The organism is Mesorhizobium sp., from assembly GCF_965229135.1.
In the GTDB taxonomy this organism is placed as follows: domain Bacteria; phylum Pseudomonadota; class Alphaproteobacteria; order Rhizobiales; family Rhizobiaceae; genus Mesorhizobium.
The window spans coordinates 522,451-542,859 of sequence record NZ_OZ245860.1 but is presented as its reverse complement, the minus strand read 5'-3'; the positions used below and the strand labels follow the sequence as shown (position 1 = coordinate 542,859).

General features: G+C 62.1%; 22 protein-coding genes. 10 read left to right on the top strand and 12 right to left on the bottom strand.

From position 1 onward, the window contains the following. Window positions 1–3: 3 nt before the first annotated feature. Complete coding sequence (locus ACO07C_RS02545) at window positions 4–504, bottom strand: (2Fe-2S)-binding protein (protein ID WP_421912661.1); 501 nt, start codon at window positions 502–504, stop codon at window positions 4–6. Window positions 505–749: 245 nt separating this feature from the next. Between ACO07C_RS02545 and ACO07C_RS02540 the strand changes: the two genes are divergently transcribed. Genes ACO07C_RS02540 through ACO07C_RS02530 form a run of 3 tightly spaced genes read left to right on the top strand, consistent with a single transcriptional unit; the run spans window position 750 to window position 3,721 of the window. Next, window positions 750–1,934: an FIST N-terminal domain-containing protein gene (locus tag ACO07C_RS02540; RefSeq protein WP_421912660.1), complete on the top strand. Its 1,185-nt coding sequence runs from the start codon at window positions 750–752 to the stop codon at window positions 1,932–1,934. Between the two features lie 9 nt (window positions 1,935–1,943). Next, a complete protein-coding gene (locus ACO07C_RS02535; protein WP_421912659.1) occupies window positions 1,944–3,284 on the top strand; it encodes a hybrid sensor histidine kinase/response regulator in 1,341 nt (446 codons plus the stop codon). 23 nt (window positions 3,285–3,307) lie between these two features. Then, window positions 3,308–3,721, top strand: a complete 414-nt coding sequence (locus ACO07C_RS02530) for an Imm1 family immunity protein (RefSeq protein WP_421912658.1) — start codon at window positions 3,308–3,310, stop codon at window positions 3,719–3,721. 41 nt (window positions 3,722–3,762) lie between these two features. Here ACO07C_RS02530 and ACO07C_RS02525 read toward each other — a convergent pair whose 3' ends face one another. Beyond that, window positions 3,763–3,984: a response regulator transcription factor gene (locus ACO07C_RS02525; protein ID WP_421912657.1), complete on the bottom strand. Its 222-nt coding sequence runs from the start codon at window positions 3,982–3,984 to the stop codon at window positions 3,763–3,765. Between the two features lie 94 nt (window positions 3,985–4,078). On the opposite strand from ACO07C_RS02525, the gene ACO07C_RS02520 reads away from it, so the two are divergent. Further along, a complete protein-coding gene (locus tag ACO07C_RS02520; protein ID WP_421912656.1) occupies window positions 4,079–4,507 on the top strand; it encodes a hypothetical protein in 429 nt (142 codons plus the stop codon). A gap of 102 nt (window positions 4,508–4,609) precedes the next feature. Here ACO07C_RS02520 and ACO07C_RS02515 read toward each other — a convergent pair whose 3' ends face one another. After that, window positions 4,610–5,293, bottom strand: coding sequence for a response regulator (locus ACO07C_RS02515; RefSeq protein ID WP_421912655.1), 684 nt, complete (start codon window positions 5,291–5,293; stop codon window positions 4,610–4,612). A 196-nt stretch (window positions 5,294–5,489) separates the two neighbouring features. On the opposite strand from ACO07C_RS02515, the gene ACO07C_RS02510 reads away from it, so the two are divergent. From ACO07C_RS02510 to ACO07C_RS02500, 3 genes are all read left to right on the top strand, one after another. Continuing rightward, on the top strand, window positions 5,490–6,185 hold the full coding sequence (locus tag ACO07C_RS02510; protein ID WP_421912654.1) for a fumarylacetoacetate hydrolase family protein: 696 nt from the start codon (window positions 5,490–5,492) through the stop codon (window positions 6,183–6,185). Continuing rightward, complete coding sequence (gene maiA, locus ACO07C_RS02505; protein WP_421912653.1) at window positions 6,182–6,829, top strand: maleylacetoacetate isomerase; 648 nt, start codon at window positions 6,182–6,184, stop codon at window positions 6,827–6,829. The genes ACO07C_RS02510 and maiA overlap by 4 nt, the downstream gene beginning before the upstream one ends. A gap of 193 nt (window positions 6,830–7,022) precedes the next feature. Continuing rightward, window positions 7,023–8,063 carry a zinc-dependent alcohol dehydrogenase family protein gene (locus tag ACO07C_RS02500; RefSeq protein WP_421912652.1) on the top strand — a complete coding sequence of 347 codons (1,041 nt, stop codon included), beginning with the start codon at window positions 7,023–7,025 and terminating at the stop codon, window positions 8,061–8,063. Between the two features lie 24 nt (window positions 8,064–8,087). Here ACO07C_RS02500 and ACO07C_RS02495 read toward each other — a convergent pair whose 3' ends face one another. Beyond that, the gene (locus ACO07C_RS02495) at window positions 8,088–8,951 is read right to left on the bottom strand and encodes a DMT family transporter (RefSeq protein WP_421912651.1); all 864 of its coding nucleotides are present in this window, start codon (window positions 8,949–8,951) and stop codon (window positions 8,088–8,090) included. A 105-nt stretch (window positions 8,952–9,056) separates the two neighbouring features. Between ACO07C_RS02495 and ACO07C_RS02490 the strand changes: the two genes are divergently transcribed. Further along, the gene (locus ACO07C_RS02490) at window positions 9,057–10,460 is read left to right on the top strand and encodes a PLP-dependent aminotransferase family protein (protein ID WP_421912650.1); all 1,404 of its coding nucleotides are present in this window, start codon (window positions 9,057–9,059) and stop codon (window positions 10,458–10,460) included. 294 nt (window positions 10,461–10,754) lie between these two features. On the opposite strand, the gene ACO07C_RS02485 is transcribed toward ACO07C_RS02490, so the two are convergent. Both ACO07C_RS02485 and ACO07C_RS02480 read right to left on the bottom strand, forming a co-directional pair. Beyond that, window positions 10,755–11,177: a hypothetical protein gene (locus tag ACO07C_RS02485; RefSeq protein WP_421912649.1), complete on the bottom strand. Its 423-nt coding sequence runs from the start codon at window positions 11,175–11,177 to the stop codon at window positions 10,755–10,757. Between the two features lie 218 nt (window positions 11,178–11,395). After that, window positions 11,396–12,289, bottom strand: a complete 894-nt coding sequence (locus ACO07C_RS02480; protein WP_421912648.1) for a LysR family transcriptional regulator — start codon at window positions 12,287–12,289, stop codon at window positions 11,396–11,398. Window positions 12,290–12,431: 142 nt separating this feature from the next. On the opposite strand from ACO07C_RS02480, the gene ACO07C_RS02475 reads away from it, so the two are divergent. Next, window positions 12,432–13,868: an MFS transporter gene (locus ACO07C_RS02475; RefSeq protein WP_421912647.1), complete on the top strand. Its 1,437-nt coding sequence runs from the start codon at window positions 12,432–12,434 to the stop codon at window positions 13,866–13,868. A gap of 14 nt (window positions 13,869–13,882) precedes the next feature. Here the strand turns inward: ACO07C_RS02475 and ACO07C_RS02470 are convergent, their stop codons facing one another. The 3 genes from ACO07C_RS02470 to ACO07C_RS02460 all read right to left on the bottom strand — a co-directional run bounded on the left by ACO07C_RS02470 (window position 13,883) and on the right by ACO07C_RS02460 (window position 16,397). Further along, window positions 13,883–14,380 (bottom strand): MaoC family dehydratase, encoded by a 498-nt coding sequence (locus tag ACO07C_RS02470; RefSeq protein ID WP_421912646.1) that lies wholly within the window; start codon window positions 14,378–14,380, stop codon window positions 13,883–13,885. Between the two features lie 173 nt (window positions 14,381–14,553). Beyond that, window positions 14,554–14,982: a phasin family protein gene (locus ACO07C_RS02465; RefSeq protein WP_421912645.1), complete on the bottom strand. Its 429-nt coding sequence runs from the start codon at window positions 14,980–14,982 to the stop codon at window positions 14,554–14,556. 113 nt (window positions 14,983–15,095) lie between these two features. Next, entirely contained in the window at window positions 15,096–16,397 is a 1,302-nt protein-coding gene (locus ACO07C_RS02460) for a DUF445 domain-containing protein (RefSeq protein ID WP_421912644.1), read from the bottom strand. Between the two features lie 164 nt (window positions 16,398–16,561). On the opposite strand from ACO07C_RS02460, the gene rirA reads away from it, so the two are divergent. Beyond that, on the top strand, window positions 16,562–17,026 hold the full coding sequence (rirA, locus tag ACO07C_RS02455) for an iron-responsive transcriptional regulator RirA (RefSeq protein WP_421912643.1): 465 nt from the start codon (window positions 16,562–16,564) through the stop codon (window positions 17,024–17,026). A 506-nt stretch (window positions 17,027–17,532) separates the two neighbouring features. Here the strand turns inward: rirA and ACO07C_RS02450 are convergent. From ACO07C_RS02450 to ACO07C_RS02440, 3 genes are read right to left on the bottom strand one after another with little or no spacing between them, the layout of a single operon-like run. Continuing rightward, entirely contained in the window at window positions 17,533–18,321 is a 789-nt protein-coding gene (locus tag ACO07C_RS02450) for a heme ABC transporter ATP-binding protein (RefSeq protein WP_421912641.1), read from the bottom strand. Between the two features lie 40 nt (window positions 18,322–18,361). Further along, the gene (locus ACO07C_RS02445) at window positions 18,362–19,465 is read right to left on the bottom strand and encodes a FecCD family ABC transporter permease (RefSeq protein WP_421912640.1); all 1,104 of its coding nucleotides are present in this window, start codon (window positions 19,463–19,465) and stop codon (window positions 18,362–18,364) included. Window positions 19,466–19,476: 11 nt separating this feature from the next. Continuing rightward, complete coding sequence (locus ACO07C_RS02440) at window positions 19,477–20,403, bottom strand: heme/hemin ABC transporter substrate-binding protein (protein ID WP_421912639.1); 927 nt, start codon at window positions 20,401–20,403, stop codon at window positions 19,477–19,479. Window positions 20,404–20,409: the final 6 nt, after the last annotated feature.

Here is a 20,409-nt window from a genome sequence, read left to right as displayed (position 1 = left end):
GTCCTACGCAGCTTGCCTGGCTTTGCCCTTGACGCCCTTGGACATCGTCTTCGATGCCGCGAGGATCGCCTTGACGATGTTGTGGTAGCCGGTGCAGCGGCAGATGTTGCCCTCGAGCTCGGCGCGGACCGTGGCCTCGTCGAGACCTTCGGGATGGCGGCTGATCATGTCGGTCGCCGTCATGATCATGCCCGGCGTGCAGAAGCCGCATTGAAGCCCGTGATGTTCCTTGAAGGCCGCCTGCACAGGATGCAGGTCGGCTCCGTCAGCCAAGCCTTCGATCGTAACGATCGTTGATCCGGAAGCCTGTACGGCGAGCATTGAGCACGACTTCATCGCCTTGCCGTCGACATGCACCACGCAGGCGCCGCATTGCGAAGTGTCGCAACCGACATGCGTTCCGGTGAGGCCGAGATTCTCGCGCAGGAAATGAACCAGAAGCGTTCGGTCCTCGGCCGTGCCGCTCACCCGCTTTCCGTTCACCGTCAACGATACGTCCGACATGATTCCTCCCTGGGTACGACCTTGGTCATCACGTGCCGACGCCATGCGGAAGCTTCGGCGATCCGCTATTCTTATACTGCATAACGCATGAAAAACAGCGCGGCGGAAAAGCCGGCACATTGTACTTTCGGTCATGGCCTCGCGGAAATCGTGGCACCCAACCGCCCCATTGCCAAACGGGTGCCTGAAGACAACAATGCAGCCTGACGCTCGCGGTCCAAAAGCACAAAAGAGCGTCGGAGGAAATGCGGAGGAAGCCGCTGGCCAGTTCAAGGACTAGCTATGCATGCGGCCTGTCGGCGCTCACCACCGACGAGCCCGACATGGACGCGTTCGCCAAGGCGATCGCGGCGGAAGCCGCCGCGATCGATGCCGGCTTCGCGCTGCTGTTTTTCTCCCAGAGCCTCATCGATGCAAGCGCCCTGTCAGACGCTCTGCGCACCCATGCGCCGGCACTACACTATGCGGGCTGCTCCACCGCCGGCGAAATCACGCCGCAGGGTCTGGAGGATGGCCATGTGCTGGCCATGCTGCTTCCGTCCGAGTCCTTCACGGCCGTAAGCGCGATGGTCGATGATCTGTCCTCGTCCGGCATGGACAGGATCACCGGCGAAGTGGAGGCGCTCAGGCGATCGCTGCGCCTGAGAATAGGGGGCGAGCGCCCCAAAAGCACCTTTGCGCTCTGCTTCATCGACGGGCTCTCCTATGCCGAGGAAGCGGTGACATCAGCCATCCACTGGGGCCTCGACGACATTCCGCTGATCGGCGGTTCGGCCGGCGACGATCTGAAATTCGAGACAACGCGCCTGATCTCCAACGGCAAGGTCACCTCGGACAGCGCCATCATCGTTCTGATCGCCAGCGAGATTCCCTTCCACGTCTTCAAGACCGACAATTTCGTTCCCACCGACGAGAAGCTGGTGGTGACGGCGTCCGATCCCGACCATCGCATCGTGCGGGAATTCAACGCCACCAACGCGGCGGAGGAATATGCCGCTGCCGTCGGCATCATGCCCCAGACGCTGACGCCGCTCAGCTTTGCATCGCACCCGGTGGTGGTGAAGGTCGGCGGCGAATATTACTGCCGCTCGATCCAGAAGATGCACCCGGATGGCTCGCTGTCGTTCTTCTGCGCCATAGACGATGGCGTGGTGCTTTCCATCGCCCAGCCCAAGAGCATGGTGGAATCGACGCGGGCCGCCCTCAAGGATGTCGAGGACAGGCTTGGCGGCATCGACATGATCCTTGGTTTCGACTGCGTCCTGCGCCGGCTCGATGCGCGCAACCGGCAGGTCTTTCGCGACATTTCGGAGCTCTACCGGGTCAACAATGTCATTGGCTTCGGCACATATGGCGAGCAATATCGCTCCATGCACCTGAACCAGACTTTTACCGGCATAGCCTTCGGCGAACGCCAGGCGGCGGAATAGGACATTGCCATGCCGCTGAAGGACATCGACGACCTGGAGAAGCTGAAGAAGATCAACGCAGCGCTCGTGGGCCGCGTCGAACGCTCCATGGACCAGCAGGGCAATGCCTTCTCGCTGTTCCAGACAGCCATTTCGCTGGAGAACCGGGTGCGTACGCGCACCGATGAGTTGCATTCGACCCTGCGCCGGCTGGAACAGTCCAACATCGACCTCAGCGCCGCCAAGGAAAATGCCGAACTGGCGAACCTGTCCAAGACAAGGTTCCTCGCCGCCGCCAGCCATGACGTGCTGCAGCCATTGAATGCCGCGCATCTCTCGGTCTCGGCGCTGGCCGAGGTGCAGACCAGCGACGAGGGCAGGAAACTGGTCCGCCAGGTCGAGCGGTCGCTGGAGACGATGGAGGACCTGCTCCGCACCTTGCTCGACATATCCAAGCTCGACGCCGGCGTCGTCCAGCCCGACATTGGCGATGTCAGCCTGGAGGCGCTGTTCTCGTCGTTGCGTTCCGATTTCCTGCCGGTGGCGCAGTTGAAGGGCCTGTCGCTGAAATTCCGCCCGGTGCACGCAGCGGTCCGTTCCGACCGCACCCTCCTGCGCCGCATCCTGCAGAACATTCTATCCAATGCGCTGCGCTACACCCGCGCCGGCGGCGTGCTGGTCGGCACCCGGCATCGCGGTGACACGATCCGCATCGACGTCGCCGATACCGGCTGCGGCATCCCCGAGGAGCAACGCGAAGCCGTGTTCGAGGAATTCCATCGCGGCACCAACTCCGCCGATTCCGAACTGGCAGGCGGCGGCCTCGGCTTGGGCCTCGCCATCGTGCGCCGCATGGCCGGCGCGCTTGGCCATCCCGTGACGTTCTCGTCGAAGGTCGGGCGCGGCACGATCTTCCACATCGATGTTCCCGTGGGCATCGGCGCCAGCGCCGACGCCATCGCCCATGCCGCCGACATGGAACGGCCGCGCGGCTACGGACTGTTCGGCACCAAGGTGCTGCTGGTCGAGAATGACGCCGACGTGCTGCAGGCGATGACGTTCCTGCTCGAGCGCTGGCAGTGCCTGGTGCGCGCGGCCACCTCGACCGACGACGCGCTCGACCTGCTCGGCGACACCGACTGGGTGCCCGACATCGTCATAGCAGACCAGCATCTCGACGGCGGCGACCTCGGCACCGCGACCATCGCCGAAGTCCGCGACTATCTCGGCCGCGCCGTGCCGGCGCTGATCGTCACCGCCGACAGCACGGAAGTTGTGGCGAAAGCCGCCCGCGCCGCCGGCATCGAGCTGATGCGCAAGCCGCTAAAGCCGGCGCAGCTACGCGCGCTGCTGGCGCATCTACTGGCTTAGGGACCCGCTTAGATGGAGCAGGAATGAGCCATCCGAACTTCATAGTACGTGCGGTGATAGATGACTGGCATGGCAACTTGTTGAGTGACGAAGAGGTACTTGTTCCTTCTATCGAAGTCATTTCCGACCTGGTTGGACTGCTCAATGCAGACGACAGGACGATTGTATCTCTTTTCGGCCGCAATGGCTCATCTCTAACAATCGGCGGCGGGGGCGATCGGTATATTGTCTTTGTCTCCACACCAGACGAGAATCTGTGGAACTTAACCTCGGAAAGAAGCGAAACAGAAAAAAACATCGTTTTGAAAATTGGTGGTCAGGAAGGTGATTTCTCAACCCGCCAGATAATCGACAGAACGTTAGCAATGTATGCAATACGATCTTTCTTTACCGATGGAACGTTGCAGCCTGCAGACCGCTGGGAAAAACAAACTTAGTCAAGCCAAAATACCCGTGGCTTTTGCCGTGGTAGAAGCGCTCAAAACCCCGCCTGATCGCGAAACAGCTCCGCGTTGTCCAGCTTCGAAACCTCGATCACCGCTTGCGTGCGGCTGTGGACATTGAGCTTGCGCAGGATCTCGGAGACATGCGCCTTGACCGTGGTTTCGCCGACCTGCAGCTCGTAGGCGATCTGCTTGTTGAGCAGGCCCTGTGTTACGGTGACGGTGCACTTTATCTGCGATTTACCAAGTACGGCCATCCTGGCCTTCGGCGTGCTGCGCAAAAAGCGAGACCTTAGATCGACGCAATGCAAGGAGGCATTTTCTTGCCCGCGTAACGAGAAGGAGAACAAAGTGGTCGTACAATTCTACGGTATCACGTTCGATCTGCCTACCGGATGGGAAGACATAACTGACGACCTTCCCACAGGGTCACCACCTACCCTAGCAAAAGCGTCAGGTGTGGGAGCTGTTCAATTCTCTATTGCAAAACATCGTAGCGGGAAAAAGTCGAACGCAGATTTCGGCGAACTTAGATCGTTTATGGTTGAGCTTTGTCAAAACAATCTCATAGACACCGAGCATATTTCGGCGCGAAAATTTGAAAAAATAATGTGCGTTGATGTAATATCAAAAAAGGCAGATCAGACTTTATCTGCATGGTACTTGTCAGATGGAGACGACTTTGCATTCGTGACATACCTCGCCTTGGGTGAGGAAAACGACCGGATAAATGAAGAATTGAACGATACGAGAGAGATAATTTCGTCCATATCGTTTTAGCGTCCGATAGAGAGTAGCAAACCACGCGTCTTTTTTTTGCGCTAGAAGTGTTCTTCATACCCTGCTGCAGCGCACGATCACCGGCGGCCTACTAGCGCCCCCTCAAAACCCCGCCTGGTCCCGAAACAGTTCCGCATTGTCGAGCTTCGAAACCTCGATCACCGCCTGCGTGCGGCTGTAGACGTTGAGCTTGCGCAGAATCTCGGAGACATGCGCCTTGACGGTGGTTTCGCCGACCTGCAGCTCATAGGCTATCTGCTTGTTGAGCAGGCCCTGGCGCAGCATCTGCAACACCCGCAATTGCTGCGGCGTCAGCGTGGAAAGACGTTGTACCATCTCGGCGCGGTCGGTGCTCTCGGCATCCGGCGGCTGGCCTTCATAGGTTTCGGGCACATAGATGGCGCCTTCCATCACCGATCGGATCGCATTGGCCAGAACGCTCTTGCGCGCCGATTTCGGGATGAACCCGGCGGCACCATAGGACAATGCCTCGGAAATGATCTTCGGCTCCTCATAGCCGGAAACGATGACCACCGGCAGGCGCGGATAGCGCGTTCTGAGCTGCAGCAGGCCCTCAAAACCATGCACGTCGGGCATGCTGAGGTCGAGAAGCGCAAGGTCAAAGGGTTTTGCGTCCGCCAGCAGGTCCAGCGCTTCGGTGATCGAGCGCGCCTCGACCGTATCGACTTCCGGATAGGCCATCTGCACGGCGCTGTGCAGCGCCTCGCGAAACAGCGGATGATCGTCGATGATCAGAAACCGGGCGCGGTCGTTGACTGTGGTCATGTGGCTCGCTTCAGTTCGCACTTGCGCAGGATAGTCCCCTGACCATGGCCAGATTATTGCCAAATAGTACATCACCTTCTGTCCGGACGAGGCGGTTGGCGCTTTCTCCAACGCATGCCTTGCCCGGTCGTTCAAATCGGTCGAATGTGCCAGCCACGCCACCCCAAGCCCACGACATTTGAAGCAGAGACCGCGCATGACAAAGTTCGTCCTTCCGCCGCCCGCAACGCCATCGGTTGCCATCGCCGGCACAAGCGAGCGTTTCGCGGTGCGCCGCATCTTCTGTGTCGGCCGCAATTACGCGGCGCATGCGCGCGAACTTGGAAATGACGAACGCGATCCACCCTTCTTCTTCACCAAGCCGGGCGACGCGGTGGTCGATTCCGGCACAGTTATCCCCTACCCCCCGCTGACCGAGAATCTGCATCACGAGATCGAACTCGTCGTCGCCATCGGCAAGGCCGGCTTCCGCATTTCACTTGGCCGGGCACTGGACCATATCTGGGGCTACGGCGTCGGCATCGACCTGACCCGGCGCGATCTCCAGGAGGAAGCGAAGAGGGCGGCACGGCCGTGGGACTGGTCGAAGAGCTTCGACCGCTCCGCCCCTTGCGGCCCTCTCGTTCCCGCCACGAAATCCGGACATCCTGAAAAGGGCAGCATCTGGCTCGCCGTCAATGGCGAGATCAGGCAGGACGGCGACCTCGCCGAACTGATCTGGCCGATCGCCGATATCGTCTCGATCTGCAGCGAGGCGGTCGAGTTGAAGCCTGGCGACCTGATATTTACCGGCACGCCGGCAGGCGTCGGTCCGGTCAATCCGGGCGAGACAATCACCGGCGGCGTCGACGGCATCGGCGAGATCGAGGTGACCATCGGGCCAGCCGAATGAGCGACATCGTCCTTCACAACTACTACCGCTCCTCCACATCCTACCGGGTGCGGATCGCGCTGGAGATGAAGGGACTGACCTACGATTACGTGCCGCATCATCTGCGCCATGGCGATCACCTGGAACCGGCTTATCTGGCGGTTAATCCGCAAGGGCTGGTACCGGCGCTGATATGGGGCGGCAGGCTGTTGACGCAATCGCTGGCGATCATTGAATTCCTCGACGAGACAAAGCCCGAGCCGCCGCTGCTCCCCCGGGATGCACTGGGTCGCGCGCGCGTCAGGATGCTGGCGCAGATGATCGCCTGCGACATCCATCCGGTGAACAATCTGCGCGTGCTGACGTCGCTGCGAACTTTGTTCGGCGCGGGTGACCAGGACATCGCCAACTGGTTCCGGCACTGGGTGAACGAAGGCTTCCAGCCGCTTGAAAAGATTCTGGCTTCGTCGGTCGAGACCGGCGAATACTGTCATGGCGGCACGCCGGGCCTGGCCGATATCTGCCTGGTTGCGCAGGTCACCAACAATGCCCGCTTCGACGTCGACATGACGCCATACCCAACGATCGCGCGTATCAATGCCGCCTGCATGGCGCTGCCGGCTTTTCAGAAGGCAGCTCCCCAGAACCAAATCGATGCCGAGTAGAAGGCCAACGACCAGGACCAGGCAAAGGTGCTGGCAGACGTCGAGGCCTGCGCCGCCTGCATCCCATGCGTGCCGGAAGACGGCGACGATCCGCCCCGCGCGCTTGTTTGGCTGAATCGATTTCCGGTCAGTGCGACAAGGAATCGGCTATCGTCGACCCGGACGCACAGGTGCGCGAAGGGTGGAGTTGCCAATGAAAGCCGTCGTCTTTGAAAAATTCGGCGAGACGCCGACGATCCAGACCGTTCCCGACCCGAAGCCGGCTCCGGAAGGTGTCGTCATCAAGGTCGAGGCGACCGGGCTGTGCCGTAGCGACTGGCATGGCTGGATGGGTCATGACGATGATATCCGCCTGCCTCATGTGCCCGGCCATGAACTGGCGGGCGTGGTCGTGGCGGCCGGCAAGCGCGTGACGCGCTGGAAGGCAGGCGATCGGGTCACCGTGCCCTTCGTCGGCGGTTGCGGGCGCTGCTTCGAATGCACCTCGGGCAACCATCAGGTCTGCGAGCATCAGTTCCAGCCCGGCTTCACCGCCTGGGGCTCGTTCGCCGAATATGTGGCCATCGACTTCGCCGACACGAATCTCGTGCGCCTGCCGCAAGAAATGGAATTCGCCACCGCCGCCAGCCTTGGTTGCCGCTTCGTGACCTCGTTTCGGGCTATCGTCGACCAGGGACGGGTGAAGCCCGGCGAATGGGTGGCCGTTCACGGCTGCGGCGGCGTCGGTCTGTCGGCGATCATGATCGCCAGCGCCATGGGCGCCAATGTCATTGCCATCGATCTCACCGACGAGAAACTGGAGTTTGCCCGCAAGGTCGGCGCGGTGGCGACCATAAATGCTTCGACGACGCCCAACGTCGTAAAAGCCGTCAAGCAGATCACCGATGGCGGCGCGCACATGTCGATGGACGCGCTCGGCCACCCGACGACCTCGTTCAACTCGATCTCGAATTTGCGCCGGCGCGGCCGTCACGTGCAAGTCGGCCTGATGCTTGGCGACCATGCCAAGGCACCCGTGCCGATGAGCAAGGTTATCGCCTTCGAACTCGAAATTCTCGGCAGCCACGGCATGCAGGCCTTCCGCTACCAGGCGATGATGGAGATGATCCGCACCGGCAAGCTCAAGCCGGAATTGCTGGTCGGCAAGAAGATCAGTCTCGACGAGGCACCCGCAGCCTTGATGGCGATGGGCGGTTTCGAAGGCATCGGCATCGGCGTCGTGACAAGCTTCTAGCAGGCAACGCGGCGGAGCCACCATCTACCGCGCGAATTTCTTGGCACCGAAGACGCAGAGCACGACGGCGAAGGCAACCGCCACCATGGCGGGGCTGACCTGCTCATGCAGCAGGCTCGCCGCCAGCGCCAGGCCGAAGAAAGGCTGCAGCAGCTGCAACTGTCCGACAGCGGCGATGCCGCCCTGCGCCAGGCCGCGATACCAGAAGACGAAGCCGATCAGCATGCTGAACAGCGAGACATAGACGAGACCGATCCAGGCCTGAGGGCCGACGCCGGCAAAGGTCGGCGGCAGCGTCACAAAGGTCAGCACCAGCATGATCGGCAACGACAGCGCCAACGCCCAGCAGATCACCTGCCAGCCGCCAAGCTTGCGCGACAGCGCCGCCCCCTCGGCGTAGCCCAGCCCGCAGACGATGATTGCGGCCAGCATCAAGCCGTCCCCGACCGGTGAGGCGGTCACGCCTTGAAACAGTGCAAAACCCGCGACAAGCGCGCTGCCCAGGCACGAAAACAGCCAGAACGCCGGGCGGGGACGATCGCCGCCGCGCAGCACGCCGAAGATGGCGGTCGCCAGCGGGAGCAGGCCGACGAAGATGATGGAGTGCGCCGAGGTGACATGCTTCAGCGCCAGGGCGGTGAGCAAGGGGAAGCCGACCACCACGCCAAGCGCGACGATCACCAGCGACAGCAGATCTCCCCGCTTCGGGCGTTTCTCGCGAAAGACGAGCAGAAGCGCCAGGCCGAGCAGGCCGGCTATGGCGGCGCGAGCCGAGGTCAGGAAGATCGGGTCGAAATCCATCACCGCCACGCGCGTCGCGGGCAACGAACCGCTGAAGATCAGAACGCCGATGAAACCGCTCACCCAACCGCTCGCCGTCTTGTCCATTGCAGGCTCCTTCTGTCGGGTCCTCTATCGAGCTTGCCCTATGGCGCCGCCAGAGACAGTACAGTACAATTCGGCAAAACTGTTATGGTCCGTTGGAGAGTACAGATGGGTGAACCAGCCATAAGGCTCGACGGCGGCGCAACACTTGTCGAAAGCGTCATGGCCACCATTCGACAACGCATTGCGGCGCGTACGCTGACACCAGGCGCGCGATTGCCCTCGATCCGCGCCTTCGCCCAGTCCATGCAGGTTTCCAAATCCACCGTGGTCGAAGCTTATGAGCGGCTGGCGGCCGAAGGCACGATACGCTCACGGCCGGGTTCGGGCTTCTACGCAGCCGGGCAACTGGCCCCACTATCGCTGGCCGAGATCGGCCCCCGGCTCGATCGTGCGGTCGATCCGCTCTGGGTATCCCGCCAGTCGCTGGAAGCCGGCGACGACGTCCTGAAACCGGGTTGCGGCTGGCTGCCGGCATCATGGATGCCGCAGGCCGGCCTGCGCCGGGCACTGCGCACGGTGTCGCGGGCCGACGATGTCGCGCTTGCCGACTACGGCACGCCGCTCGGGCTGCCGCCGCTGCGCCAGCTGCTGGCGCGGCGCATGGCCGAGCACGGCATCGACGCCTCCCCCGACCAGATCATGCTGACGGAATCGGGCACACAGGCCATCGACCTCCTGTGCCGGATGCTGCTCGAGCCCGGCGATACGGTGCTGGTCGACGATCCCTGCTATTTCAATTTCCATGCGCTGTTGCGCGCGCACCGAGCGAAGGTCGTCAGCGTTCCCTACACGCCGTCGGGGCCGGACATCGATTTGTTCGCCCAGGCACTCACCGAGCATCGGCCGCGCCTCTACATCACCAACTCCGCCATCCACAATCCGACCGGCGCGATCCTGTCGCCGGTCACCGCCCATCGCCTGCTAAAGCTCGCCGACCAGTCGGACCTGACCATCATCGAGGACGATATCTTCGCCGATTTCGAACATACATCCGCCCCCAGGCTGGCGGCGTTCGATGGACTAAGCCGGGTCGTCCATATCGGAAGTTTCTCCAAGACGCTTTCGGCGTCGGTGCGTTGCGGCTTCATTGCCGCGCCCCGCGACTGGATCGAGCGGCTGATCGACCTCAAGATCGCCACGACCTTCGGCGGCGGGCGGCTTGCATCGGAGCTCGTACTCACCCTTTTGAAGGACGGCAGCTATCGTAAGCACATGGACTTGCTGCGCGCCCGGCTTTCGCGCGCCATGCACCAGACGGGCGGGCGCCTTCGGGCGATCGGCATCATCCCCTGGATCGATCAGCCGGCCGGCCTGTTTTTATGGTGCAGGCTGCCCGATGGCGTCGATGCGGCCGACGTGGCGCACCGGGCGCTGGCCGCCAGGGTCGTTCTGGCGCCCGGCAATGCCTTCAGCCTATCTCAGACCGCCAGCCGCTTCCTGCGCTTCAATGTCGCCCAGTCCGAGGAAGACCGGATGTTCAGGACGCTCGAAGCAGCGATGGCGCATTGAACGACACTCGATCCGATCCGTCGCGGCAAGTATCACTGCATCCTGCTCGCGAAGAACGTCGAAGGTTGCCGAGCCATCGCAGTGGGCATCGTCTTCACCGCTTCGGTGACGGCGAACGGCGCAGTGCAATAATTCGGGAATGTCGCGGGAACAGCGCTCGCCAGAGGCGATTGGCCGGCAAATCATAGGCGAATGCCGGCAAGGCCCCCGGCACGCAACGGAAGCCCCAGCTTCGTCGGACTGCACGAGATTTTCGCCATGCGATAAATCGTGCGGTCCTCATGCATTCATCCGTTATTTCACGGCGATGCGAACTGTCAGGTCGGTCGTACCTCCGTCGGTCGAGCCGGAACGGATTTCCACCTGATCCTCACCTTTGAAATCGGGATTCGGCGTGTAGTAGACCCTAACTCCATTGCCCAGAATGGAGTTGCATTTGTAGCGGACATTGTCCGCCGTAAAACTCGGAAAAACTTTCGCCTGTTCGATCTTGATGGTTCCATGATCCGGGCCTGATAAAACCTGAACCGAAGGAGGGGCAAGGAACGTACAATTGGGATCTACTTGATAGTGCTCCGAAAGCAGGACAGGCTTTCCTGAAGTGGTTGTTTTTGTCCAGCCAGGACCATTGGGATCGCCGCCCGAACTGGTTGAGCATGCCGCGAGAAACAGAAACAATATCAGCGAATTCGCCAAGCGGACCTTATGAATAGGCATACATTCCCTCCCATTTCATATTCACCAGGACTTTTTACTGAATGAGTGCAGTGTCTCCCCAATTGTCGATAGGCGCTGCGCGGATAAACATCGGACATATTAGCTGAAAGTGCCGCAACGTGCACGGTCAATTGCTCCTCATGCCCAGGGCAACGGCCTTGGACCATGACAAGCGTTTCAGCTATCCGTGTCTTGCCGCCCCGGTCCGAGCGCGCCGATCACCGTGACGCCGCGCAGACCTCCCGCACACAGTCGCGCAACCAGCGCTGCGCCGGATCGGCATCGAGACGCGGATGCCAGAGCATGGAGATGGTGACCTCGACGGTAGCCACCGGCAGTGGGAAGCTATGCATGCCCGCGCGAGCGCCTTCGGTATGGCGCTCGGGTACGCTGGCGATGAGGTCGGATGCGCGAGCCAAGGCCAGCGTCGCCGAAAAGCCGGCCACCATGCAGCCAACTGTTCGTTGGAGTCCAAGCCGCTCAAGGGCCTCGTCGATCGGCCCTCTCTCGCGGCCGCGCCGCGAAACGCTGATATGGCGGCCTGCCGCGTAGCGCTCGGGCGTCACAATGCCCTCGCTCAACGGGTGACCGGCGCGGACCGCACCGATGAAACGGTCGCGAAACAGCGCCTGAATGCGCATCTCCGGTCCCGTTTCACCCGCGACGCCGATTTCGAGGTCGATTGATGCTTCGCGCAGCGACATGACATCCTTGTCGAATTTCGGCGCGAAACGCAGCCGCACGCGAGGCGCCTCGGCTTCGACACGGGCAACAAGGCGCGGCGCGAACTCCTCCACGAAACTTTCATTGGTGCGCAGCGTGAAAATTCTGTCGAGGCCTGCAGGGTTGAGCAGCTTGACGGGGCGCAAAAGCGCCTCCGCGTCCTGAACCACACGACCGGCCTGCTGCTGCAATTCCAGCGCGCGCGGCGTTGGTACCAGGCCACGTCCGGCGCGAACCAGCAGCGGATCACCTGTCGTCTCGCGCAATCGCGCCAGCGTCCGGCTCATCGCCGATGGGCTGAGCCGGAGACGGCCGGCGGCCCGCGCCACGCTGCCTTCCGTCAGCAGGACGTCAAGGGCGACAAGGAGGTTGAGATCCGGCGACGACATGGCGGAGATCGTAGCATGGATCCATACTGATGTGGCGTCTGATGCACGAATAAAGTGCAAATGCTGCGCGTTCCGCCACATCGTCACGATGAGTAGCTTTCCGATGGCTCCCGGTTCGGGAGTGGTCGCAAAGGAGATCATCTTGGCCATCGCTGAGCAAAGTCGCATCGAACTGATAGCAACGCCCGAACAGGCGCGATCCGTCGGATGGGCACTGGCAAGCCTTTCGCTTGCAACGCTGTTGTCTTCACTCGGAACCAGCATTGCCAGTGTCGGGCTTCCGTCGCTGATGCAGGCATTCGGCGCATCGTTCCAGCACGTGCAGTGGGTCGTCCTGGCCTATCTGCTTGCCATCACGACCCTGATCGTCAGCGCCGGACGGCTCGCCGACATGGTCGGGCGACGGCCGCTGCTGCTTTGCGGCATCGCGCTGTTCACGGCGGCATCGGTGCTCTGTGGCCTTGCGCCCACGCTTTGGCTGCTGGTCGCGGCACGCTCAGTGCAGGGCCTTGGCGCGGCAATGATGATGGCGCTGACGCTCGCCTTTGTCGGTGAAACAGTCGCCAGGACGAAAACCGGCAGCGCGATGGGCCTGCTCGGTGCCATGTCCTCGATCGGCACCACGCTTGGCCCTTCTCTCGGCGGCCTGCTGATTGCCTGGCTCGGCTGGCGGGCGATCTTCCTGGTCAACGTGCCGCTGGGGGTCCTGACGTTTTCCCTCGCCTTCCGAACCCTGCCGGTTCGCAAGACGACAACGGATGGAGGCGGTTTCGACGCCATCGGCACCAGCCTGCTCGCGCTGACGTTGGCCGCCTATGCTCTGGCCATGACGCTTGGCCGGGGCAGCTTTGGTGTCCTCAATCTCGGCCTGCTTGTCGCTGCTGGCGCCGGCGTGCTTCTGTTCGCCTTTGTCGAGGCACGCGTTTCCAACCCATTGATCCAGCGGGCGAAGTTTCGCGACCGCACATTGAACGCAAGCCTCGCCATGAGCCTGATCGTTGCGACGGTGATGATGGCGACACTGGTTGTTGCCCCGTTCTACCTTTCCAGCGCGCTTGGCCTGAACGCCGCGATGGTCGGACTGGTGCTGTCCGCGGGACCGCTTGTCTCGTCCCTGTCGGCGCTGGCGGCAGGACGCCTGGTCGACCGCTTCGGCGCGCACCGGATGATGGTGACCGGGCTGTTCAGTCTCACCTTGGGCACCGTCCTCATGTCACTGGTCAGGGCGGATTTCGGCATTGCCGGCTATGTCGTGCCAATCATCGTCACCTGCGTCGGCTATGCCCTGTTCCAGACAGCCAACAATTCAGCTGTGATGGGAGGTGTCGGCGCGGAGCAGCGCGGCGCGGTCTCCGGCCTGCTCAACCTGGCGCGCAATCTCGGCCTGATCACCGGCGCATCGGTGATGGGCGCCGTTTTTGCGGTGGCATCGGCCGCAAGACAGGCAGGTGCCGGCGTCCTGACGCCACATGCGGCGACCTACGGAATGCGGGTCACATTTGTGACTGCCGCGGTCCTGGCATGCGTCGCGCTGATCCTCGCACTGTTCTCGGCTCGTGCCGCCGCGCGGCGCTCATGACAAGCCCAGACCTTTCAGGCCCCCGCCCGCCTGCGGCGCTCATAGAGCATGACGAGCGTTTCGGCGGTAAGCGCCGGCTTGGATTCGCCTTCGATCTCGATGGTGTTCGCGGCTTTCAACAGATACTGGCCGGGACCCATATCCTCCATCGAGATCAACGTCGCGCGGAGCCTGATGCGCGCGCCAACCTTTACCGGCGCGAGGAAGCGCACCTTGTCAAAACCATAGTTGAACGCCGCCTGCGTGTTTTCCGGCACGATGCCCATGCCAAGAGCCAGTGAGCCGATGATCGACAGTGTCAGATAGCCATGCGCAATCGTCGTACGAAACGGACTTTGGCGACGTGCCCTTTCAGGATCGACATGGATCCATTGGTGATCGCCCGTGCATTCGGCAAACTGGTTGATCCGATTCTGATCGACCGTCGTCCATTCCGAAACACCAAGTTCCTGCCCGGACATTGTCCTGAGCTGTTCGTAAGTCGGCGGCGCCTTAGGCCGTGTTTCCGTCATTCCCGCTTTCCTGGTAACGTTTTCCGCCTCCGGACCACGAACCGACAGTCCCTGTCAATTCGCTTGCCGTGATTCCGTTCCGCCAGGCGCGGTTTGCCGCAGCGGATTCAGGCACGCACGGCGAATTCACAACGGACATGAACGCCGCCGAAAGCATCGCAAAAATCGATGGTTTATTTCTTCTCGTAGCCGGCGCGGATTTCCTCCATCGCAGCTTTGATGCGCTCCCTCAGGATCTCGACGGATTCGGTGCCGGATTTCTTGACGAGTTCCGCGACCTCGCCAGCATTCTTCAGCGCGGCTTCGAAGGACTTTCTGGCGAATTCGGTTTGTTTGGCCATCAACTCCTGTGGATTGCCGGGAGCCCGGTAGCTCTGCGCCATATCGGTGATTTCGCGCAGCGCGTCCTGCAGAATCTCGCGCTGTCTCGACATGAGCGATGACGCACCGGCGGCACTCGCCCTGGCCGACTTCTCCAGCGCCTCGAGGTTCTTGCGGTGGTGGGCAAGGATGGCCTCGACATCGACATTCGGCACCTTCAGGTCACGGCCGAACCTGCCGAACATGTCCATGAATGAATCTGAATCCGGTTGTTTCGCCATGACTTTTCGCTCCCTGTTGCCGCTACGCGGACGCCCTTTTTTTCGAGAATACCACTCGCGCGTCACGTGTCCATGCGGACATGCCGCGAAGCATGCTCGAGCCGGCGGTCGGATCAGCTGGACAGGAACAGCCGCTCCGCCACGTAGAGCACGACACCGGCGATGCCGCCGATAATCATGCCGTTGAAGCGGATGTATTGCAGATCCCTGCCGATGTTCATTTCGATCAGCCGCGTCAACTGGGCAAGATCCCAGCGCTTGACCTGGTCGGCGATGAATTTCGAGACGCCGCTCTTCTGGCTGTCGACGAAGGAGGCAAGCGCCACGACGAACCCCTGGTTCATATCAGCTCGGATCTGCGCATCATCGGCAAGATGCCGGCCGACTTCGACGAACATCCCTGTCAGGTGCGCGCGGATCATCGAATTTGGCGCCTTGGCATCCTGCTCGATGAACAGGCTGAGGCTTGCCCACATGTCGCCGGCCAGCGCCTTCAGCTCCGGGCGGGCAAGAAAATCGCGTTTCAGCATCTCCACCCGCCTGGCGTATTGTTTGGATGTCCTCAGGCGCTCGATGAAAGTTTCGGCAAAGCGGTCGAACTCGGCGCGCATCGGATGATCGGGATCGGCCCGTACCTCATCAAGCAGGGAGCCGGCAGAGGCGACGATCTTCTTCAGGAGATAGGCGTCGGCGCGGAACAGGTTGAACAGCGACGGCAATTCCTCGCGGATCTTCTCGCGCATCTTCGCCAGCGCCTGCTCGTCATTCAGGAACCGGCCCATCACCTTGATGAACTCGTCGAAGAGTTTCTGGTGACGGCGGTCGTCGGTCAACGTCGACAACAGATCGGCAAAGAGCGGCGCCAGCGGTATCTTGTCGACCTGTTCCAGCACGCGGCTGCTGACGAAACCAGGCAAGCCCGACTGCTCTACGGCCGCGAGCGTCTGCGGCACCAACCGGCTGACAAAGTGGGACAGGCCGGCCGCCCGATCAGGATCAGCCAGCCAGTCGGCGACGAGGGCGGAAAAATCCACTTCGGCCAGCTTTTCCCGGACCGGTCCCGGCGCCAGGAAATTGACCTCGATAAAGCGGCCGAGATTGTCGGCGATGCGGGTCTGGTTCGCCGGGATGATGGCCGTGTGCGGGATCGGCAGGCCAAGCGGCCTCTTGAAGAGCGCCACCACCGCATACCAGTCGGCCAGTCCGCCGATCGTCGCGGCTTCCGCGAAGGCGGCAACAAAACCCAGCCACGGAAAACGGCCTTCGAACGATTTGGCCAGCGCAAAGATCAGGACGCAAAGAGCGAGCGATGCCGTCGCCAGGAGCTTGGTGCGCCGCAAAGCCGCGAGCTTGGCGGCGGCATCCGCGTCAAGAGGGATGGGCGTGGACGCAGGAGCTGGATCGGTCTTTGACATGATGAGCTGCTCCTGCTCGATGTTGCGCGCCCAACCAAGCTCACGAATTGCACGACGACACACATAAAGTTGACGAGAATATTCATCTATTAGGTGGGGCTAGTCTGGAATTGTTCCAAGGTATAGGCCATATTCCGCCCCAGCCAGTGCTTCATGAGGACAAAATGCGGCTTACGCGTCAGACCAACTATGCCATGCGCATCTTGATGTATTGCGCGGCCAACGACGACCGGCTGAGCCGCATCCCTGAAATCGCCGCCGCCTACACGGTGTCGGAACTCTTCCTGTTCAAGATCCTGCAACCTTTGGTGGAGCATGGTCTCGTCGAGACGGTGCGCGGCCGCAATGGCGGCGTCAAGCTTGGCCGCGCCGCCGAATCGATCAGCCTGTTCGATGTCGTGCGCATTACGGAAGAAAGCTTCGCCATGGCCGAATGCTTCGAGAACGATGCCGCCGAATGCCCGCTGGTCGACAGCTGCGCGCTTAATTCGGCGCTGCGCGAGGCGCTCAACGCCTTCTTCGCCGTGCTCGCCCGTTACAGCATCGCTGATCTCGTGGCCGCCCGTCCGAATGTACGCAACCTGCTCGGCATCGACATGCTGGTGGACCGGCGCGCGCCGGCAGCCTGACCTTCTGTCGGAATTTTGGCGAGATTAATTCCGGCAAAGGCGCACAGCGGTTTTCCTCGCTCGATTGTGCCGAAAGCACATAACGCAATCGGAGGTTGAACCGCGTTCGAGACCATGTCTTAGAGCGGCGAGAAAAAAATCCGGGGGAATTGAAATGCGCAAATCTGGCGCCATTGTCGCGGCGTTTTGTTTCTGGCGGGCTCATCGGCGGTATATGCCGATCACTTGGCCCCGTACTCGACAGTCTGCGGTTCGCGACTCAACGCCATAGGCGAGGACGGAATCAACAAGGTCGTCAATTTTGCTCGAGGTTCGGCCTGACGGCTCGGGGGAAATCTTCGCGGAAATGGTGAATTCAACCGACCAGCTTGACGACGCGGCCCTCATCAGCGCCTTGGACGGGACGCTGAAACGCACCATAGTCGCTAACATGGCCGACCACCTTAAGCCGCGGGAGCAATGACCGGCTGCTTGCCGCGGTGGATAAAGGCCTGGCCGACACAGGGTTACGCGGCCGACTGAGGCAGAACGAAGGGGGCGTTGCCGGCCGGCAGGACGCCGACCCTGAGCCGGCAATCGAAGACCTTTTCCATCAGGTCATCTCTCAGCACATCCTTTGGCGAACCGGTCGCGGCAAGCCTGCCGCGATGCATGACGAAAATCCGGTCCGCATACATGGCCGTCAGATTGAGGTCATGCAGGATGGCGATGACGCCCCCGCCCCTTCTGGCAAAGTCGCGGGCGATGTTCATGATGATCAGCTGGTGCTTGATGTCGAGGCTGGACACCGGCTCGTCGAGGAAGAGATAGCGCGGCTGGCCGTCGAGCACCGGCGCCCAGACCTGACAGAGAACGCGGGCAAGCTGGACGCGCTGCTGCTCGCCGCCGGAAAGCTCCTGGTAGAACCGCCCTGCAAAACCGTCGAGATCGACGCGGGCCAGCGCCCGCTCGGGCAGGCGCGCGTCTTCCCCGGGCAGCACGCCGGAGCGTCCGCCGACCATTCCGAGCTTGACGATCTCGCGCACGGTGAAGGGAAAGGACAGGATCGTGGCCTGGGGCAGGACGGCCCGCAAGGCCGCCGTCTCGACCGGCTTCATCGCCGAAAGGTCGCGACCGTTGACGGTGACGCGGCCCGTATAGGCAAGCTCTCCCGACAGCGCCTTGAGAAAGGTCGTCTTGCCCGAACCGTTGGGTCCGACGATGGCAGCGATCTCGCCCGGCCGTGCCTGGAAATCGACATTGGCGACAATGCGCTTGCCGCCGAGCGCCACCGAAACATCCAGCCCCTCGATCATGCCCACTTTTCCATCATGCCGCTCTTGCATAAGGATAGCCTCAAAGGTCTAAGACGCCGCGCTTGCGCAGCAGGATCCAGAGGAAGAACGGCGCGCCGGCAATCGCGGTGACGATGCCGATCGGCAACTCGGCGGGCGCAACGACGGTACGGGCGACCGCATCCGCCAGGAGCAGCAACGCCGCACCAAGCAGCGCCGATGCCGGCAGCAGATAGCGATTGTCCGGACCGATCAGCAATCGCAGCAGGTGCGGCACCACGATGCCGACAAAGCCGATACCGCCACTGACGGCGACGGACGCGCCAACCGCCGCCGAGACGCCAATGATTGCCACATATTTCAGCCGCTGCACGGGTATGCCGAGATGGCCAGCCGTTGCTTCGCCGAGCGACAGCGCGTTGAGCCCGCGCGCCAGGAACGGCATCGAGGCCAGCGCCAGAACGATGACCGGCCCGACGGAACCGATCTTGTGCCAAGTCGCGCCGCCCAATGAGCCGAGGGACCAGAAGGTCAGGTCGCGCAGCTGGCGATCATCCGCCATGAAAATCAGGATGCCGGTCAGCGCCATGGCAAGGGCCGCCAGCGCTATGCCGGCCAGCAGCATGGTGGCGACGGACGTCTGTCCCCGCCGCGTGGCGACCTGATAGAGCAGCAATGTTGTGGCCAGGCCGCCGAAGAAGGCCGCGAGCGGCAACGCAAGCGTGCCCAGCGCCAAGGTGATCGGCGCCAGCACAGTGCCGCCGAGCACGATGATGGACACGGCACCAAGGCTCGATCCCGCTGAAACACCGATCAGGCCGGGGTCCGCCAGCGGATTGCGGAACAGGCCCTGCATCACCGCCCCGGAGACGGCGAGCGCCGCGCCGACCAGCATGCCCAGAATGACGCGCGGCAAGCGGATGTCATAGACGATCAGGCGGTCGCGTGCGCTCAGCGCCGCGTCGCCTGGTCCCATGCCGAACAGCCAGTCACGAATCACGCTGACGGCCGATGCATTGGAGGCGCCGGAGGTCAGCGATGTCAGCATGGCAAGGGCAAGCCCGAGGCACAACAGAAGAATAACGATGCGTGCACGTCCCGAACGATCGCCTTCGGATGCAGTCGCCATATCCTTTAGCGGACCGGCGATCGATTGATCGGCCATGATACGCCCGCTCAGTCCGAGACCTGAGCGCCGTAAAGCGAAACGGCGAGCTCGTGGATGGCGTCCGCCGTGCGCGGACCGAAACCAAGCAGGTAGCCGCCATCCATGCGAATGATCCTGCGCGCGGCACCCGCCGGTGTCGAGGCGATGGACGCGTTGCCGAGCAACTCGTCATCCGACGTGGGCGGGCCGGCATTGCTCATCATCATGATCACGTCCGGCTTGGCCGTGACGATCGCCTCGTCCGACAGTTGCTTGTAGCCTGAAAAGCCCTCGATCGCGTTGACGCCGCCGGCCAGCTTTATGATGCCGTTGGCCGCGGTCTCGCTTCCTGCAGCGAGGATCTTGCCGCCCTGCATCGACAGAATGAACAGGATGCGCTTGCGCTCCTTGATGGACGCGGTCTGTTTCTCCACGGCCTTCAGCTTGGCATCGACCTCGGCGGTCAGCGCATCGGCCTTGCCCTCGGCGCCGAGCGCCTTGCCGACGATGCGGATCTTTTCCAGGATGCCTTCATTGTCGTAGCGTTCGGGCACCTCGATGAAGGGGATGCTCGTCTTCTTCAACACATCGACGGCCTCCTTGGGGCCGCTGCCATGCAGCGCCAATATGCCGGTCGGGTTGACCGACAGGACGCCCTCCGGCGATAGCTGACGCATATAGCCGACATCCGGCAGCTTCAGCGCCGCTTCGGGGTAGCGGCTCGTCGAATCGCGCGCCACGAGGTGGTCCTGTTCACCAAGCGCGTAGACGATCTCGGTGATCGAGCCGCCGATGGCCGCTATCCTGGACGTGTCGGCGAAGACGGAAGCGCCTTGCGTCGCCCAGGACGGCAGAACCGCCGCGAGAGCGAGCGAAAGACCGATCGCCGGCGCTAGTGACAGCCTGAAGATGGGCGCAAATCTGGACGTCGGCGCCCATCTGGAAAAGAAGGTCATTGTCGT